The following is a 1,322-nucleotide window of genomic DNA, read 5'->3' as shown; positions in this document are numbered from 1 at the left end:
TCTATGCGAATTAGCTCACTGGCAAAATACCCTTCGCCTTTAACGGTTACTTCTGTTCCAATAATTCCTGATGCAGGACTAACTAAGGTTATCTTCGGATTTATTACTTGTAAGGTTATAGTTCCTTGACTGAGATTATTAAGTTTATCCCTGGCAGTTACTACTAAACTCTTTATTCCTCCCAGGGCAGAGTTTGAAATCAAGATTTTGTAGGTATAAATTCCATCCTTAGCTCTCTCATCACCATTTGTTCCATCATCAAACATTTGTTGATTAGTATTATCATTGATAGGTGTAAGGTTAATAATCACAGAATCTACTCCACAGCCGGTATCAGTTACTGTTGCTGTAAATTTTACCAGGGTATTATTTACAAAAGCAATCTTTGGTCTTGCCCGGGGATTACTTATGATTGGTGGGGTTTTATCTAATAAATAGAAGGTAGCCATTGCCATTTCGTTAGATGTAAGTCCAGTAGCGATAATAGTTTTTGTGCCATAGTCTGGTAAATCAATCTTAAATATAGTCATAAAACTCCCTTGAGCATCCGCGGTCGTCAAGCCAATAGTCAATATTGTCCCAAAATCTATGCGAATTGACTCTGAAGCAAGATACCCTTCACCTTTTATGGTCACCTTTGTCCCAATCGTGCCTGAGGTAGGTAAGACTGAGGTTATCTTCGGATTTATTACTTGAAAGATGGATGTTCCTATGCCATCTGATTCAAGACCCGTAGCAGTAATTGTTTTTAAACCATAGCCTTGAGAATCAACCTTAAAAGTAGCCGTAAAGCTACCGTATGAGTCTGAGGTAGAAACAGTTATACTTCTGGTTGTCCCAAAATCTATCTGAATTTGTTCAGATGGTAAATAGCCTTCGCCTTTTAGCATAACGATTGTCCCGATAGTACCAAAGGTAGGTAAGAGTGAGGTTATTTTGGGAGATGACATATTGATAGTTACAGTGGCAGTAGATACATTATTTACCATATCTAAAGCTGTGATGATGAGGTCTTTTTTGCCCATTATTCCTTCAGGAACAGTAATATCACACCCCCACTTATCTGGTGCCTCTTTTGTCATGGGATAATCTTTTGGCCCATTAATAGAGGTTAAATCTATCATTACTTTAGAAATATCACTCTCATCCGAAATAATCATTGCCAGATGGAATGGAACAGTAGGGATTATTACCTCAGGAACACTTTCAGGAACTAACTCTGCCTTTGGAGGAATGGTATCAATAAGAAAAGGACCAAGATGCTCAGCAGGTCCCCAGTTACCTGCCCTATCTACCCCCCTGATATGAAACCACCAACCAAA

At 38.7% G+C, this 1,322-nt stretch carries 1 protein-coding gene; it reads right to left on the bottom strand.

Going from position 1 to position 1,322, the window contains the following annotated elements; genetic code table 11:
- On the bottom strand, positions 1-1,322 hold a 1,322-nt coding region (locus AB1414_21045; GenBank protein ID MEW6609899.1), incomplete at both ends, for an IPT/TIG domain-containing protein.

It is taken from the genome of bacterium, assembly GCA_040755795.1.
Taxonomy (GTDB): Bacteria; UBA9089; CG2-30-40-21; order CG2-30-40-21; family SBAY01; genus JBFLXS01.
This window is presented reverse-complemented; position numbering and strand designations above follow the sequence as displayed.